Source organism: Paenibacillus thermotolerans, assembly GCF_028745515.1.
Taxonomy (GTDB): Bacteria; Bacillota; Bacilli; order Paenibacillales; family YIM-B00363; genus Paenibacillus_AE; species Paenibacillus_AE thermotolerans.
The window spans coordinates 40,536-55,643 of record NZ_JAQZSG010000024.1; the positions used below are offsets into that span (position 1 = coordinate 40,536).

16 protein-coding genes, 1 pseudogene and 1 riboswitch are annotated in these 15,108 nt (G+C 48.1%); of the genes and pseudogenes, 9 read left to right on the forward strand and 8 right to left on the reverse strand.

The features are described 5' to 3' along the window. Window positions 1-8 precede the first annotated feature (8 nt). Window positions 9-347: a helix-turn-helix domain-containing protein gene (locus PT964_RS18345; protein WP_274364816.1), complete on the reverse strand. Its 339-nt coding sequence runs from the start codon at window positions 345-347 to the stop codon at window positions 9-11. 165 nt (window positions 348-512) lie between these two features. Here PT964_RS18345 and PT964_RS18350 point away from each other — a divergent pair, with 165 nt between their 5' ends. The 7 genes and pseudogenes from PT964_RS18350 (at window position 513) to PT964_RS18380 (ending at window position 6,763) form a co-directional block, all read left to right on the forward strand. Further along, window positions 513-698 carry an aspartyl-phosphate phosphatase Spo0E family protein gene (locus PT964_RS18350; protein ID WP_274364817.1) on the forward strand — a complete coding sequence of 62 codons (186 nt, stop codon included), beginning with the start codon at window positions 513-515 and terminating at the stop codon, window positions 696-698. 26 nt (window positions 699-724) lie between these two features. Continuing rightward, window positions 725-1,081 (forward strand): hypothetical protein, encoded by a 357-nt coding sequence (locus PT964_RS18355; protein WP_274364818.1) that lies wholly within the window; start codon window positions 725-727, stop codon window positions 1,079-1,081. A gap of 34 nt (window positions 1,082-1,115) precedes the next feature. After that, window positions 1,116-1,481 (forward strand): PrgI family protein, encoded by a 366-nt coding sequence (locus PT964_RS18360; RefSeq protein ID WP_274364819.1) that lies wholly within the window; start codon window positions 1,116-1,118, stop codon window positions 1,479-1,481. After that, window positions 1,474-3,798 (forward strand): VirB4-like conjugal transfer ATPase, CD1110 family, encoded by a 2,325-nt coding sequence (locus PT964_RS18365; protein ID WP_274364820.1) that lies wholly within the window; start codon window positions 1,474-1,476, stop codon window positions 3,796-3,798. Before PT964_RS18360 ends, PT964_RS18365 begins: the two co-directional genes overlap by 8 nt. 187 nt (window positions 3,799-3,985) lie before the next feature. Then, window positions 3,986-4,292: pseudogene (locus tag PT964_RS18370) on the forward strand (response regulator). 10 nt (window positions 4,293-4,302) lie between these two features. After that, window positions 4,303-4,944, forward strand: a complete 642-nt coding sequence (locus PT964_RS18375) for a GGDEF domain-containing protein (RefSeq protein ID WP_274364821.1) — start codon at window positions 4,303-4,305, stop codon at window positions 4,942-4,944. A 97-nt stretch (window positions 4,945-5,041) separates the two neighbouring features. Further along, window positions 5,042-6,763, forward strand: coding sequence for a methyl-accepting chemotaxis protein (locus PT964_RS18380; RefSeq protein ID WP_274364822.1), 1,722 nt, complete (start codon window positions 5,042-5,044; stop codon window positions 6,761-6,763). A gap of 153 nt (window positions 6,764-6,916) precedes the next feature. Here PT964_RS18380 and PT964_RS18385 read toward each other — a convergent pair whose 3' ends face one another. From PT964_RS18385 to PT964_RS18400, 4 genes are all read right to left on the reverse strand, one after another. Continuing rightward, complete coding sequence (locus PT964_RS18385) at window positions 6,917-7,711, reverse strand: GGDEF domain-containing protein (protein WP_274364823.1); 795 nt, start codon at window positions 7,709-7,711, stop codon at window positions 6,917-6,919. After that, window positions 7,708-8,061 (reverse strand): hypothetical protein, encoded by a 354-nt coding sequence (locus PT964_RS18390; RefSeq protein ID WP_041049416.1) that lies wholly within the window; start codon window positions 8,059-8,061, stop codon window positions 7,708-7,710. Before PT964_RS18390 ends, PT964_RS18385 begins: the two co-directional genes overlap by 4 nt. Window positions 8,062-8,106: 45 nt before the next feature. Then, window positions 8,107-8,823 carry an EAL domain-containing protein gene (locus PT964_RS18395; RefSeq protein ID WP_274364824.1) on the reverse strand — a complete coding sequence of 239 codons (717 nt, stop codon included), beginning with the start codon at window positions 8,821-8,823 and terminating at the stop codon, window positions 8,107-8,109. Window positions 8,824-8,901: 78 nt separating this feature from the next. After that, window positions 8,902-8,985, reverse strand: a riboswitch (cyclic di-GMP riboswitch). 281 nt (window positions 8,986-9,266) lie between these two features. Next, complete coding sequence (locus PT964_RS18400; RefSeq protein WP_274364825.1) at window positions 9,267-9,611, reverse strand: helix-turn-helix domain-containing protein; 345 nt, start codon at window positions 9,609-9,611, stop codon at window positions 9,267-9,269. 188 nt (window positions 9,612-9,799) lie between these two features. Here PT964_RS18400 and PT964_RS18405 point away from each other — a divergent pair, with 188 nt between their 5' ends. Further along, complete coding sequence (locus PT964_RS18405) at window positions 9,800-10,117, forward strand: hypothetical protein (RefSeq protein WP_274364826.1); 318 nt, start codon at window positions 9,800-9,802, stop codon at window positions 10,115-10,117. Between the two features lie 179 nt (window positions 10,118-10,296). Here PT964_RS18405 and PT964_RS18410 read toward each other — a convergent pair whose 3' ends face one another. The 3 genes from PT964_RS18410 to PT964_RS18420 are packed head-to-tail and all read right to left on the reverse strand — an operon-like array spanning window position 10,297 to window position 14,093. Next, a complete protein-coding gene (locus PT964_RS18410; protein WP_274364827.1) occupies window positions 10,297-11,451 on the reverse strand; it encodes a Ger(x)C family spore germination protein in 1,155 nt (384 codons plus the stop codon). Beyond that, window positions 11,448-12,998 carry a spore germination protein gene (locus PT964_RS18415; protein WP_082053538.1) on the reverse strand — a complete coding sequence of 517 codons (1,551 nt, stop codon included), beginning with the start codon at window positions 12,996-12,998 and terminating at the stop codon, window positions 11,448-11,450. Before PT964_RS18415 ends, PT964_RS18410 begins: the two co-directional genes overlap by 4 nt. Window positions 12,999-13,004: 6 nt before the next feature. Then, complete coding sequence (locus PT964_RS18420) at window positions 13,005-14,093, reverse strand: GerAB/ArcD/ProY family transporter (RefSeq protein ID WP_274364828.1); 1,089 nt, start codon at window positions 14,091-14,093, stop codon at window positions 13,005-13,007. A gap of 651 nt (window positions 14,094-14,744) precedes the next feature. On the opposite strand from PT964_RS18420, the gene PT964_RS18425 reads away from it, so the two are divergent. Further along, entirely contained in the window at window positions 14,745-14,975 is a 231-nt protein-coding gene (locus tag PT964_RS18425; protein ID WP_197081102.1) for a hypothetical protein, read from the forward strand. The last annotated feature ends 133 nt before the right edge of the window (window positions 14,976-15,108 follow it).

Here is a 15,108-nt window from a genome sequence, read left to right on the forward strand (position 1 = left end):
GTCTTGCATTAACGAATTGCGGTAAGAAACAGCTTTAAAAGAGCCAATGCGTCCTTGCGTTGTTTCTCCGTACAATGACGAAGGGCGGCTACAATCAATTCCGTTTCATCGCTCGGCGTAACCTTTGCTTCATGCTCTAAGAGCAGTTCGTTAGGAGAAAGTTTGAGCAAATTGCAGATGTTGAGCATGGTTTCAATGGACATACCGGCTTTACCTCGTTCAATGTCGGCACAGAATCTCGGGACTCGTCCAATCCGTTCAGCCAATTGCTCACGAGAAATTTCCAAAGCCTCTCGTTGCTTCCGAATGCGTTGCCCCACCTTCTTTTTATCGTAAACACCTATCATTTTATCACCTATATCCATTGGGTTAGGAATTTATAACTTCCATTATGGAGGAGTATACAATTGACATAAATGAGGTTTGAAATTACGATCAAAGTAGTTTTTTAACATACACCATAGATTTTTCATAAATAGCTGCCCTCACACGGAAGAACGGGAGGATGAAGGATGGATGATTTGTTAAGAAAACTGGAGGAGGAGCGACGAAAGCTGAATACGCTTGGGGATAAGTTAATGGAACAATCGATTTCTTTATCCTGCAGCCAAGCGCTTCAGGAACAGAGTCGAAAGGTAGATGAGTTAGTAGCCCGTTATTATGACCTGAAGGTCCAGCGAAAGCAGCGGGTACGGTAAAAGGGGCACCTGGGAGGAAGAAGGCGATGGAATTTCCAGCGTGGTTTCGGCAAGCTATTCAAAGCCGATTGGATGATATTTCTGCTCGAATTGAATATCATCCTGATCTGAGTCGTCCTCGTGCTGAAGAAAGCAAGGCATTTCAAGTTTTGTTCGCTGGTATGGACATTGGGCGCATGCCGGAGTATGCGGAATGGGAGGACAAGCACCATTTTAGGCAGGCGATCATGAATGAATGGATATATTTGCAAGGCATGCGGGACGGCGCTCAGCTTGTATTTGCGCTTTTGGCCGCTCCCTTTCCATCCGGCGATGAGGTGTTGGCAAGATCGAAAAAGACAGAGCCAACAACGGTTCAACCGGAGGATGGGGCCGAGTTGTAGACCATAACGAGCATTGTTAATGGGAGGACTTTAAATGGAAGTGAAAATCAACCGGGAAATCCGGGATTATACGGAAAGCTTATACTTTGGACTGTCCTTGCGGCAGTTCTTTTTTTCTGTGCTGGCTGTCGGCGTGGCGATCGGCCTTTATTTTGGACTGCGCGGCCGCTTTGGCTTGGAAACGCTCAGTTGGATGTGCATTTTGGGGGCCGCGCCCTGCGCAGCCTTGGGTTTCATCAACTATCACGGTATGACGGCCGAGCAGTTGCTTTGGGCGTATGTGAAATCGGAATTTCTGCTGCCAAGGCGCTTCGTCTTCTATTCGACCAACATCTACGTTGAAGCGATGAAAAAGAGCATGCAGCATCATGAGCAGGAAAGGATGATGCGCCGTGATTAAAACGCTCAGACGCATCATCAAGCAGGACAAGGAACGATTTGTCATCCCGAAAGGCGTTCAGCAAGTTATCCCGATTCGCGCCCTCTGGCCGGACGGGATTTTTTTTGTCGGCAACAAATTTTCCAAATCGTATCGATTCGAGGACATCAACTACGCCGTAGCGTCCAGGGAGGACAAGGAAGCGATGTTTTTGTCTTATTCCGAGCTGCTCAATTCCTTTGACAGCGGAGTGACCACGAAGATCACAATCCATAACCGGCGTTTGAATCGGGCCGATTTTGAAAGCTCGATTCTGATTCCGCTTCGGCAGGACCCTCTCGATGTGTACCGGCAAGAGTACAACGAGATGTTGCTCGCAAAGGCCATCGGCGCGAACGGTACGATTCAGGAAAAGTACGTTACCATTTCTGTCGTCAAGAAAAATGTGGAGGAAGCCCGTCAATATTTCGCGAGGGTCGGAACCGAACTTGTGTCGCATTTTTCTCGTCTCGGTTCCAAATGTATCGAACTGGATGCAACCGACCGTCTGCGCATTTTTCATGATTTCTTTCGGATCGGCGAGGAAGCGGATTTTCGTTTCCATCTCTCCGAAACGATGCGCAAGGGGCATGATTTCAAGGATTACATTTGCCCGGATACGTTCGAGTTTGAAAAAGATCATTTTCGGATGGGCAACTTTTTTGGCCGCGTCATCTTTCTGCGGGAATACGCCAGCTATATTAAGGACAGCATGGTGTCCGAGCTTTGCGACCTGAACCGGAATTTGCTGCTGTCGCTGGATATCATCCCGATTCCGACCGACGAGGCCGTTCGTGAGGTGGAGAGCCGTTTGCTCGGCGTGGAAACGAACATCACCAACTGGCAGCGGCGACAAAACCGGAACAACAATTTTTCCGCAATGGTCCCTTACGATATGGAGCAGCAACGCAAAGAGAGCAAAGAATTTCTGAACGACCTGACTACCCGCGACCAGCGGATGATGTTCGGCCTGCTGACGATGGTCCATATCGCGGACAGCAAGGAGCAGCTCGACAGCGATACGGAGGCGCTGCTCACCACCGCCCGCAAGCATTTGTGCCAGTTCTCCACGCTGTCCTTTCAGCAAATGGACGGTCTGAATACGGTGCTGCCTTACGGCTTGCGGAAGGTTCACGCTTTGCGGACGTTAACGACGGAAAGCACGGCTGTCTTTATTCCGTTTCGGGCGCAGGAAATCATGCATCCGGGCGGCATTTACTACGGACAAAATGTGATCAGCAAAAACATGATTATCGCCAACCGCAAACAATTGCTGAACGGAAACAGCTTTATCCTCGGCGTATCCGGTTCCGGCAAAAGCTTTACCGCGAAACGGGAAATCGTCAACCAGATGCTGGCCAGCGACGATGATATTATCCTGATCGACCCGGAACGGGAATACTCCGCGCTGGTGGACGCATTGGGCGGCGAGACGATTCATATATCCGCCACTTCGTCCAACCATATCAATGCGATGGATATGAACAGGCAGTATGGCGACGGAGCCAATCCGATTATTCTTAAATCGGAATTCGTCCTCTCGCTTTGCGAGCAATTGATTGGCGGTTACCAGTTGGGAGCCAAGGAAAAGTCGCTTATTGACCGCTGCACCGCCAGCGTGTACAGGAAGTATTTGCAGAGCAACTATAAGGGGCAGCCGCCGACGCTTCAAGACTTTCGCGCGGAACTGCTCAAGCAATCGGAGCCGGAAGCGCAGGACATTGCGCTGGCGATCGAACTGTTTACTTCCGGCAGCCTGAACACGTTCGCCAAACCGACCAATGTCAATGTCCATAACCGGCTCATCTGCTACGACATTCTCGACCTGGGCAAACAGCTTCTTCCGATCGGCATGCTGGTCGTCCTGGACAGCATCCTGAATCGGATTACGCAAAACCGGGCAAAAGGCAAAAATACGTTTATCATTATCGACGAAATCTATCTTTTGTTCCAGCATGAATACAGCGCCAACTTTCTGTTCACGCTTTGGAAGCGCGTCCGAAAGTATGGCGCTTTTTGTACGGGCATTACGCAAAATGTGGACGATTTACTGCAAAGCCATACGGCCCGCACCATGCTGGCAAACAGTGAATTTATCGTCATGCTGAATCAGGCCAGCACCGACCGGAAAGAGCTAGCCGAACTGCTAAATATTTCGGAACTGCAACTCTCTTATATTACCAATGTTGACGCCGGGAATGGCTTGATGAAAGTCGGCAGCTCCCTTGTGCCGTTTACCGACAAGTTTCCGCGGCATACGAAGCTGTATCGCCTGATGACGACGAAGCCTGGTGAATAGAAGGAAGTGGCCAGAAGGGGCTGGACTCAGGTGAGGTCAGCCCCTTCTTGTCGATGAATAATTATGATATCGACAAAAATACGATGAACTGATTCTTAATACGGCGGACTATGAAATATGTTCCAATTTCGAGTATAATAGGTTTGGAATCATAGGCCTTTGAGAGCATGGGCAAGCGGAGGTTGTCATGGCCAAAATTATGATTGTGGACGATACGGCGTTCATGAGAATGATGCTGAGAGAGATCATAACGAATAACGGCTATGAAGTGGTAGCGGAAGCGGAGAATGGAAAAGAGGCTGTGCAATTTTTCAGGCAGCACAAAACCGAACTTGTCACGATGGATATTACGATGCCCCGGAATCATCATTTGCTCCGCAATGGGGCAAAAAGATCGGGTTGTCGATGCGATTACGTCAGGAGCCGCGGATTTTATCGTCAAGCCGTTTCAACGGGAGAAAGTTCTGGAGACGCTGGCCAAAGCGTTGAAGTAGCCGGAGATTTATGTACAAGATCGGGCGCGTTACGGGTGTCGTTTTCGTTCTCTCTCTTGGCGCAGTTCTGCTCATTTATATTAAGCATGCTTACGAGGCAGTGGATAAGGCCGTGGCCATGTCGCTTGCGGTCTTTTTGCCGTTGGGATACCTATGCGGCAAGCGATTCGATGCGTTGTTGCGGCTCTTGCAAAGAGACGACCTGACCGGGGCGTATAATCGCGGGTTCATTCAGCGCGTTTTCCCCAGGCTGGTTCGCCGGTCTCAAAGGTTGAGAAAACAACTGCTCGTGTTCTATGTGGACGTAGACAACTTCAAGAATATTAACGACACGTACTCTCACGTAACCGGAGATCGTGTACTTTGTCAACTTTCAAGCATGCTGGCAAAAGCAGCGGGCAAATACGACTATGTTGCAAGGTGGGGAGGCGATGAATTTATAGTCAATGTGCCATACACCGACGAAGAAGGAGCCAGAGCGCTTCGGAGACGTCATGGCAATGCGCTGTCCATATCACTTGAGGAGTTGAAGACGCACGTATATCTTTATGCAGGTTATGCGGTTTGTCCCGATGAGAGCGCCGATCTTGGCGATCTCCTGAGATTGGCGGACAAGAGAATGTACGAGCAAAAATGCAAGCCGCCCAGATGATTAACATGGGCATCACAGGCAAGGCCTGACAATTTGAACAAAGTCATTTTACGTTAATCCGTTTCTGAATTCAACCTACAACAAGGAGAACTCAATGATGAAAACTGTACCCATCCGTCTAAACCGCATTCAAAATAAAATCGGCCTCGGTTTTCTGGTCGTCGTCATTTTTTTTGTCTTCGCCATTCTTAGCGTAACCCGGCAATTATCCTCTTTCCAAAAGGAAACGAGGTTCATTACGGATCATGATATGCAAGTACATAGTCTGGCCCAATCCATTGAGAAGGATTTGGTGGATATGGAAACCGGCCAACGAGGTTTTATTATAACCGGAGAAAACAAATATTTGGACCCGTACAACAACGGCAAATCCAATTGGCAAAAGCACTTTGACGCCCTTTTCCAGCTTGTTGCCGACAATCCAAGCCAGCAGGACAACTTGAAAGCCATTCAAAAAAACGTGGAACATTGGATTCAAACGGCCGGCGAGAAAGTAATTGCCTTGAAAAAGGCCAATGATAACAAGGGAATCCAGCAGTTTTTCCAGGACGATCCGGGAAAGCAGGATATGGATGCCCTGCGCGAGCAGCTTTCGTCGTTCCGTTCCATCGAAAAACAGCTTACGTTGAATCGGGTGTCGGCGCTCGAAAAGAAAAACGGTCAACTCCGCTTGCAGCTATACGGCTCTCTGTTGCTGGTACTTATCGTTTCGGTCATCTCGTCTTACTTCACCGGCGCATTGACGGCCAGGAACGTACGCAAAGTCGGGAACGCCATTGCAGAAATTGCCTCCTCCGGCGGCGATTTGACGAAACGAATTACAGTGAAAACCAAGGACGAAACGAAGGATTTGGCCGATCAAACCAACTTGCTGTTATCCAGTCTTCAGAGTATGATCGCCGATATTCAAGGGAAGACGCAGGAACTGGAACGCTCCTCATCCATGTTGAAGGTTGGCGCAGAAGAGAGTTACAAAGCCGCCGATCAAATCTCTGAATCTGTTCAACGCGTTGCGCAGGGAGCGGAGCAGCAAGTATCCCAGACGGAGGAGATGTCGGCGATTTTGCAGGAGACGGTATCGGGACTGGAGCAGGTTGCCGTCACGACAACCGACGTCTCCGGACTTGCCAAGCGGGCGCAGTCCGTCGCGACGGAGAATGCCGGCGAAATGCAGGCAAATGCGGAAAAAATCGGCCAGATTGAAGAAACGTTTTCCGAAATTCAGGCTTCCGCCGCGGAACTGGCATCGTTGTCTGTAAAGATTCGGGAAGTGGTCGGATATATTCAGGACGTCTCCAATCAAACCAATCTGTTGTCGCTGAATGCCGCCATCGAAGCGGCGCGCGCCGGGGAACAAGGGCGCGGATTTGCTGTTGTCGCTGGTGAAATCCGCAAGCTGGCGGACCAGGCGGCGCACTCGACCCGCGAGATTCATGACACCATCGAAGTGATGTTGAACGGCATTAACGAACTCGTTCAGAAAGTAGACGAGAACAGCCATGGCGTCAAGGATGGCGTTCAGGCTATGATGAAAGCCAGCGAGTCGTTCCGGGCCATTATGAACGAAGTGAACAACCTGAGCGTTCAAGTCATGGAAGTTGCCGCTTCTGTAGGACAGATGTCCGCTGGAAGCAAAGCGATCGAAGGTTCCATTCGGGAAATTACGAAGATTACGGAAGAAACCGCTTCGTTCACTGAAGAGGTTGCAGCCATGACCGAGGAGCAGGCGGCCACGAGCCAGGAAATGCTGCAGACCGCTCGCCAGCTTGGCGAAATGTCAGATTCTCTCAAAGCGCTAGTCGGCAAGTTCAAAGTGTGAGTCCAAGTCCCGATCTTCCTCGTCTGATAGGATCGGGACTTGAGTTTTTATATGTTTCCTCTCTACTACGAATAAATGACTGGACGAGAGAATTAAGTTGCGACAAAGTCGTTAAATATCTTAAGTAGCTGTACTTTAATATTGCGAGTTGCATCATACAAGGGAGTTTTGTTTCAAAGAAGAGGATAAAAGACTCGCTCTGCTGATCAGTTCTCGAAAAGTCAGCGAAAAAAAGTCGGGTACGAGAGACCCGTTGACGACTCCCACCGATGCGGACAAAGCAACGTTCTGAATAACGACGGGCTGGGAAAGGGCTTCTTCCAATTGCAAGCCATCGTATTCATCACGGCAAGTAATCACAATAAACTCGTCCCCCGCGTACCTGCATACGTAATCCTGTTCGTTCGTTAATGCACGCAAGCGATTGGAGAACTCGACAAGAAAATCGTCCCCTACCGGATGCCCATGCAATTTGTTGATTTCACCGAAGTTATTGAGATCAATAAAGAGCAAACGGAAATGTTGGCGACGGTTCAGAAAATGTTCGCCGATCTGTTGAATATAGGGTGCGCGGTACAGTCCCGTTAGAGGGTCAACGAGCTGGTTCAGTTTGATTTGAAGCTTCTCGCGGGTCACAATCCCGAGTACCTGATCTTCATGAACTACAAGAAGTCGTTCAATGCGATGCCGCTCCATCGATTCCAGCGCATCCCAAGCAAACTGGTCAGGCGAAATGCTGATCGGGTTTGGGGTCATCGCGTCGGCTGCAATCCGATTGGGGTGGGAAGAACGGATGTCCCGCGACGTAATAATTCCTACGATTGTTCCATGATCTGTGACGACCAACGAACCGATCTCAAGTTCATTCATCATATCGGACACGTACTGAACGCTCCGTTCCACTGAAACCGTATAGACAGGGGACGACATGAATTCCGCCACCTTCATTGCAGCTCCACCTCCCGCTGAACCGATACCGAAATTTTCAGTTCCGAACGAAGAACCATGTTGTCGCTGATCAACCGGTCCGCTTCTTCCAATATGATTTGCATCAGCAAACGTTCGTCCAACATCTGAAGAAGAGAGTTCCGAATTAAGACCGCTTCAATTTTGGCGTGCTCCAGTTTAACGATTGTAAATTGTTCCGGTGATATCGCCTGCGCCATTCGCTTTACCGCTTCCGGCCCGATCGGGGCTTTTTTCCCGATGATCAACAAATCCTGCATAGGCGGAACTTCAAACTCTGAAATTTTCAAGGAGAGCATGGCTTTCCGGAAATAGTTCAGTTTATCCTGCATCCTGATTACTCCTTCATGTTCGGGTGAGACTTCACGTTCGACCGTTTACGTTAACCGATTCGGTTTACCGAATAAATAGCCTTGTCCCATCTTGATGCCTAATGACAGCGCGGTATCCAAATCCTCTTCCTTTTCGATTCCTTCCAGGATCAGATTGGCCTCGTCATGGCAGTACTCGGCAAACAGCGCGACAACTTTTTGTTTTTTCCTGGATGTACTCAAGTCAGAGGCGAAGAATCGGTCGATTTTGATAAAATCCGGCGAGACGTCCACAATATTTCGAAAAGATGTTGTTCCATCTCCTACATCGTCCAGGGCTATAAGGAAGTTCTGTTCACGCAGCAAACGGACGGCATCTCTGAAAGAAGCACTTTTCCATAAGAGGCCCTCATAAATGGACTCGTTAATCTCAAATACGATTTGGTTTCTAAATCGCTCGAATCGCTCGACAAGGGAGTCGAGTAAGTCGATAAATAAAGGCGAGACCAAAGTTGAAGGGAATATGTTGATAAACAACAAGTTATGTTCCCGTGAGCCCGGAAATTCGAAGTAGGCTGAAATCGCCTGCAAAATTGAAAAAGAATCGACTTCGAACAACTTGTTCTGCTCCATGGCGCGCTGAAATAAAAGATCCGGATTCATGTTGGAGTTACTGCGAATGAGGGCCTCGTAACCAAGGATTCTCTTTTCGGGAAACCCCAAGATGGGCTGGAACACATGATAAAAATCGTTTTGTACAATTAATTGTTCAATATTCGGCATCGAGGCTACTCCCTTTGCTGGAGAATCAAAATAAGAAGCCACCCCGATTTGGGGCAGCTTTGAGCTCGGAAGCATCATTTCGGCAACCCAGCTACCATAGATATCATCCTTAGGCCTGAAGTTTTGCGCCCCCATTTTTCAATGGGTTTGCCGTTTCGTTTTTTATGATCCTGAAAGAAAGGGATCAGCCTGAAGACCTACAAATAGATCCCCCTTTTTGAATAAAGTTAGATCATTTACGACAAAATCCTTCTTTATACCCAATAATTCGCGCAAAAAGCGCCAACTCCTTCCGAACGGGTGCTCCTAAGGGATTGCATTTATCCAAAAATAGTTAAATGCCTCAATTATCATTTGTCATAAAGAATCGCGGTAGATAAGCAAGCAAGCGGTTGGTCCTGATCGTCCCAACCGCTTGCTTTTTCATAGTTTATATCACTTCTCTACAAATCTTCGGTTGCCGGTTCCAACAGTTCCCGTAAAATACGATACGCTTGTCGCTGTTTGGCATCGTTGTGTTTGAGCAACAAGAGAATGCTGGCCCATAACCTTTTTTTTTGTTGCAGATTGGCCTCTTTCTCGTCGTTGAATAAATCGAATACGCTCATATGTAATGCCAAAGCAATTTTTTCAATCGTTTGAAGTTTGACGTTTTTTTCGCCGCGTTCAATCTGTCCAAGATATGTCGCGGCCATGCCGATCGTTTCGGCTAGTTTTTCTTGCGTCAAGTTGTGCTCGATGCGGTGTAAGCGAATTTTTGCTCCAACGATTTGCGCAAAAGTAGCCATGTCGTCTTTTACAACCCCTCTCTATAGTAAAGTGTAGTCAAAGCGGTTAGAGGGATGGAGTACTCTTAAACTACAGTAAATCCTCTTTATTGTACCTTTAAATTGTTTAAGCTATAATTTTCCACGGAGTTGCAAAGTCAAGTCACATATTCCTTTATGTTTAGATTGGATAAAAGGAGTCGAAAGTTATGCATCATGTCATGATCGCTGCACAGACTGTATTATATGGGAAACGGCAGGAAATCGGCTTGAGCCATAATCAAGTGGTCCAGCTTTCCAAGGAGATTACGAGACTGACTCGATTATTGGAAAACGTAAGTCAACAGACTGAGAATGGAATGCGAGAAATAAGGGGGAGGGTTGCCACGAGGCTGCTTAGCAAGGAGCAACTGCTCGAATGTATAGCGACAGCTTGGAACATGGGACTTGAAGAAGAGTTTGTTGCTTTTTTGTTCAAGAAACTGCTATGGATGGAATCCGATACGAAATTGTCCGAAATGGAATAGGAGGTTGTCTTCAGAAAGAATGCTTGATGGACGTATTATATTCTTGTATCCCGGAGTATCTTCAATGAAGTTGAAAATGGTTACGGCATTGCTGCCGACGTGGAAGCGCGATTGATCGCATGCATCAATCGCGCCGCGAATCCATGATTTGAACATCGGAATTTCTTTAGATTTAACATCTAGGTTTGGCTAGGCTTTAACTTGTACCTCCCCGTATTGGTCAGTTGAACATGGATTCGTATGTTTCGTAAAGAATCCTCATGCAGCACAAAATGATTTTCGTCTTCGATCCGGTGCCATACCGAGGGATAGCGTCGAAACAACGACTCGCCCAGATTATAAACATCAACCTTCCGCTCAAAGCCTTTCCGGTAAGTATGGCGAATTTGTTCTTCAATCTTTCGTTCGGCCAGGTCGATCAATTCTTTCTCGGACATTTCCTGATGCAATTCGTTAATGCCTGCCTTTACCGTTAGCTCGACGTCAAAATAAACGCGAAGATCTTGAACAGACGGCTTGATGCGCACTTTTGGCTTCTCCATGACCAATACAGCCGCTAACGATTTTTCACGTTCGAGAGAAAGCGGCACGCGAACCGTCTTTTTATGCATCCAAGGCAATCCTTGCAAATCGTCCGGATCCAATTCTCCATGGTACCGATTGTTCCAAAACACGGTTATACCTGCATATTCTAACAACGGATGCGTTTTTCTGCTTACTTCCCACTGATTTTTCTCAATCCGTAGAGCAGGCAGGTAACTCATCCGCGAATCTTCTTTCAGCGTCATGACAAATTGATACAACCTGATCGGTGAAATGATCGATCGTTGCCGATACTGGTCCTCCGGATTGTGCAAAATGGACATCATCGGAGACTCATTAAAGAACGGAGTTGAGTTGAAAATATCTTCAATCGATTCTTTGGTACTGAAAACCCAAACCAAATAGCGGATTTCCCTGTAACGGTTCAGCAAATCCAATACATCTTGAAATTTATTCTGTTTCAGAATGTGTTCGTTGAACACGAGCGTGGAAACATGACCCCAAAACACTCTTTGTTGCGACGTCTCATATAAATTGTTTGCAGCTTCCGTAAACGATGCGCCTGTTCCTTTACCGACCCATACAGGTGCTTCCCTCGATTTTTGTTGTCCTTCCAACTTGGCGACGCTGGAAAAATCAATAAGTTGCAAATACACAATGTACTTTCCGTCACGATAATCGAACCCGATGGCGGTTGCATAACTAATATTTTGGATTTCCTTAATATTCCAGCAACCGGTCGTGATGACGAGTAAAGCAATCAAGATTCCTGTTATTTTCATGCCTTTCATTTTGATTGTTCTCCCCGGTTTGTATCGTCAATCGTATGAAGCATCTCCGGACGCTTTCTCTTCCACGCTAATGGCAACCGAAACAAAGCATGCGGTAAATCTTTAAAAAACGGAGGAGACATCGGGGCCAGATACGGAACCCCGAAAGACTGAAGAGACGCCAGCAAAACCAGCAACAAAAATACGCCGAGAAAAAAACCGTATAAACCGAATATGCAAGAAAATATAAACAGTATGATTCTCAGTATGCTCACCGCACCTCCTAACGCCTGATTGGTAAGTGTTGCGCCGAATACATGCGTGATCGCGCCGATGATCACGATTCCGGGCGACAAAATTCCGGCTCGAATGGCTGCATCGCCCAAGATTAAGCCTCCTACAACGGTAAGTGTCGAACCGATAGAGGAAGGAAGGTGAACGCCGGCCTCGCGCAACATTTCAAGAAAAATGAGCGCAAGAAACATCTCCAGGCCGGTGGATAAGGGGATCCCGAGACGATTCACGGTCAGCGTCGCCAGCAAGTAAAATGGAAGCTGGTCTTGATGATAAGAAAGCAGGCAGAGCCAAAATGCGGGAAGCATGAGCGACACGAATAAACCTAACAACCGCAACATTTGTCCGAACGTTGAGGATAACGCTGTAAAATGAATGTCTTCCGGCGTTTTGATCAGGAGCATTAAGTTAGCCGGGCCAATTAATGCCGCCGGCGTTCCGTCCACCAATATAACAAATCGCCCGTTCGTCAAGCAGTTGACGGTAAAGTCGGGTCTTCCGGTATACGCCATAAGGGGAAATAACGCCCATGTCGGTTCAATCATTTCTTCAAGTTCCGTAGCGCTGAATACTCCGTCTATCGTTATCTTCTGCAGGCGCTGTTTCACCTCCTGTATGACCTTTGGATCGGCGATATCGTACATATACATCAATCCGATCCGGGTTTGCGTACGTTCGCCAAGCACCATTTGCTCATAGGCTAACGAAGGCGATTTAAGCCGTTTGCGGATGAGCGCGGCATTGGTGGCCAACTCTTCCACAAAACAATCCTTGGCTCCCCGAACGGAGACTTCGACATTTGATTCTTCCGGTTTTCTCGCCGGAAGCTTGGCAATATCAACGGAACAGATGATCTGAAGCGCAGGAATATACATGAGCAATTTGCCTTCAAACACCTGTTGTGTTGCTTTCCGTTGCCAATTATCATCCGGCAGACGTTCCAGTTGAAGCTGACTCGCCGTTTGAAGCATGCCCGCGTCCGTAAAGCCGTATGTCTCATAAAAACGTTGCAAACGGGGAAGCACCACCTCATGAATCATATGTTGGCTATCGCTCATCCCTTCGCAGAAGACGAATAGTACGGTTGAACGTTCCTCCAGTGCGTTCAAGGTGTAAGTATGATGCTTGACATCGGCGCAACGATTGAACAAATTTAAAATAACTGAAGCATCGGCCAGTTCAACGGCTGGCCGTTCGGAAGTTGAAGGGGATGGTTGAAAAGAGTCGGCGACAGATTTTTTGAAAACAAACGGCCTCAACCCCCTTTTGAACATGGGAATTCACCTCCTCATTCTGTTGGAAATCCAGATTTTCGCGACAAACAATGCCGTCAAGCCCAAAGCAGAGTAAACAGACGCCGGGAAAAACACGCTCCCAAGAAAATCGAGGAACAGTGCATCACTCACGGGCAGCACAACGACAACGATCATCAGCGCGCCGTATAGGATGAGCCACGGCAATCGCTTGCCCGGTTTCCAAATGTCAACCATAAGAAACAGGGCCAGCGAGACGCGAACAAACGTGCCGGAAAGCCACTGGTAGATGGAGAAGAAATCAAGGTGCGAAATATATTGCCCGAGTTGAACCAAACGCCATTGCTCGTATGCAGGGTAGCGTTGATTTGCCGCCTCAGCAGGTCCAAACACGGCGATGGCACCCATCAGCGGTCCCAGAATCAATCCGGCAAGCAGCACATTCACCAGCATGAGAGTGCCGAAGCGAGGACGTTTGGATAAATGCTCCTGATAAAAAAGGATGCAGATGATCTCCAAAAGCCCCCCAGCCGCATATAATGCGCCTTTCCATACAGGCTCCCACCCGAACTCGAAGACCGGAAACAGCAGGCTGTAATCCTTATACTTGTAGTTGGCTGTCATCACAAAATCGCCGAGCACGATCACAACCGGGAGCAAAATGCCGGTGACGATTGCAATCACGCGCAACCCGGCATATGCCGCCAATAGATTGCATCCGACTCCCGCAAGTACTAACGCCAAAGCCGGCGTCTGCGGCAAATAGGAGGCAATCGTCCATGTGATGGTGTCTTTTAGCGAAATGGCGCCCATTACGAACATATATATCGTGAAAAAAACGAGCATACCGGTTGCAGGCAGTTTGCCGAAATGACGATACAACCAGGTTTTGACCGGCGTCCCGTTCATGTTTTTGAGAATATAAGATAAACAGGTGATCCAGACTGGCGATACTGCCAATACGGCTAAAACGGATATCCAGGCATCTCTTTGGGAAGCAGTCAGCAGAAGCGGGATAATAATGACGTGATTCAGAATGCCGATCGCCATCAGGATCAGCATATATCCTTGCAGCAACGATATTTTATGATTGACCGATGCGATAGTTGTCACCACTTTCCGAAGGAACCTCTTCTTATGTTATCCCATTTCCCCCTTGCGAAAACATCGTGCCTGAATAGACGTAGAGCCTTTTGATTCAGTCGATCGACAGCGAGAGCTGACGACGACGTTCATAGGGGAAGCTGACGAAAGGCAAGGAATTGGACATTTTCTGTCGAATATGTCCGAAGTGTGTCCATGGTTGTCCAGTATTGTATAGGAATGGATAGTTTATTACTGTGTGTTACAGGTGTCTTTCCATAAGGCATCCAAAGGAGGAAAGCCCAATGATTCGTGTGTAGCTCGCGGATGATGAAAGAAGATGCGCTCAATCTGTTGGAAACGGTCAAATTGGGGATTTCGAAGTTGTCGGAAGGTTTGTGAATCCGCTTCGGGCAATACGCCTGTGGACGCCGTTTTCCTGGATAATTCATATGCCGGGCATGACGGGCATGGAGGCGGCGAGGAAACTCCCTCACGAAGGGACGCCTGCGGATACCTCGCTCATCATTGAGTCGATTTGGCGGGGTACGATGTGAAAAAGGCGAAATTTGTATACTTGCCTGTCTTACTTGCGGAGAAGTTTGCAGGAGCATGACGTGCCCATCAGCGTAGACAAAGCCGAAAACGGGTTCGCGATCCGGCTGGATGGGGCGGGTTGCCGATGTGACGACATTCGAGGGGATGCTGGACGACATTTTGTCGGCGGAGGAACCGGATGAACGGGTGTACGACAAGATCAACGGTTTGTACAAAGGCGAATATATGGAGGGCTGCGATTATAGCTGGGCTGTAGCAAGCAGGAGGCAATCAAAGCGAAGTATATCCGTTCGCTGCGTTGCATGTACCGGCTTTTTCGCAAGCGGGGCCGCACGGCGCTCGCGGCCGCGACGGTAGCAAATTCGTTCCGGACCATACGGCCACTCGGGCGGAAGCGGTGATCATGCTGCTAAGGTTACAAGAACGAAAGCAGTTAAGGGTGATTCAAAAGATGACTGAGATGTAAGGGAGATGCCCCAAGGCATCTTCA

Bases quoted from the DNA above. Each gene is read 5' to 3' on its own strand.
- PT964_RS18385 (WP_274364823.1), bottom strand. From the start codon at position 7,711: ATGAAGGTGGCGGAATTCATGTCGTCCCCTGTCTATACGGTTTCAGTG.
- PT964_RS18345 (WP_274364816.1), bottom strand. From the start codon at position 347: ATGATAGGTGTTTACGATAAAAAGAAGGTGGGGCAACGCATTCGGAAG.
- PT964_RS18360 (WP_274364819.1), top strand. From the start codon at position 1,116: ATGGAAGTGAAAATCAACCGGGAAATCCGGGATTATACGGAAAGCTTA.
- PT964_RS18415 (WP_082053538.1), bottom strand. From the start codon at position 12,998: ATGTTCAAAAGGGGGTTGAGGCCGTTTGTTTTCAAAAAATCTGTCGCC.
- PT964_RS18380 (WP_274364822.1), top strand. From the start codon at position 5,042: ATGAAAACTGTACCCATCCGTCTAAACCGCATTCAAAATAAAATCGGC.
- PT964_RS18410 (WP_274364827.1), bottom strand. From the start codon at position 11,451: ATGAAAGGCATGAAAATAACAGGAATCTTGATTGCTTTACTCGTCATC.
- PT964_RS18390 (WP_041049416.1), bottom strand. From the start codon at position 8,061: ATGCAGGATAAACTGAACTATTTCCGGAAAGCCATGCTCTCCTTGAAA.
- PT964_RS18375 (WP_274364821.1), top strand. From the start codon at position 4,303: ATGTACAAGATCGGGCGCGTTACGGGTGTCGTTTTCGTTCTCTCTCTT.
- PT964_RS18355 (WP_274364818.1), top strand. From the start codon at position 725: ATGGAATTTCCAGCGTGGTTTCGGCAAGCTATTCAAAGCCGATTGGAT.
- PT964_RS18405 (WP_274364826.1), top strand. From the start codon at position 9,800: ATGCATCATGTCATGATCGCTGCACAGACTGTATTATATGGGAAACGG.
- PT964_RS18350 (WP_274364817.1), top strand. From the start codon at position 513: ATGGATGATTTGTTAAGAAAACTGGAGGAGGAGCGACGAAAGCTGAAT.
- PT964_RS18395 (WP_274364824.1), bottom strand. From the start codon at position 8,823: ATGCCGAATATTGAACAATTAATTGTACAAAACGATTTTTATCATGTG.
- PT964_RS18400 (WP_274364825.1), bottom strand. From the start codon at position 9,611: ATGGCTACTTTTGCGCAAATCGTTGGAGCAAAAATTCGCTTACACCGC.